This is a genomic window from Pontimicrobium sp. MEBiC06410 (genome assembly GCF_053601615.1).
In genome coordinates, this window is record NZ_JBSHNT010000041.1 from 1 (window position 1) to 361 (window position 361).

A 361-nucleotide genomic window follows, 5' to 3' on the forward strand; every position below is an offset into this window, starting at 1 on the left:
TGGTGCTACGTATTGGGTGGTGCTTTCTACTTCTAGGCTTAGCGTTTCTAATTGTTTTCTATCGGTTTTGCCGTTTGGGGTTAATGGAATTTTATCTATTTCTATAATAAAGTTTGGTACCATATATTCTGGTAGGCTTACAGAAAGGTTGTCCTTTATTCCTTGGACTTCTAATATAGATTGGGCTTCTAACACGCAATAGGCCACTAGGTGTTTGCTCCCTAAGTGTGCTTTGGCTATAACTACAGCTTCTTTTATGTTTGCTTGGTTGTTTAATGCGGTCTCTATCTCACCTAATTCTATTCTATAGCCGCGGACTTTAACTTGGTCGTCTTCTCTGCCTAGGTATTCTATTGTGCCG

Annotated in this window: 1 protein-coding gene; it reads right to left on the reverse strand. The window is 39.9% G+C overall.

Features of this window, described 5'->3' with window-relative positions:
- On the reverse strand, positions 1-361 hold a 361-nt coding region (locus ACVC08_RS00250), incomplete at both ends, for an AMP-binding enzyme (protein WP_452600511.1).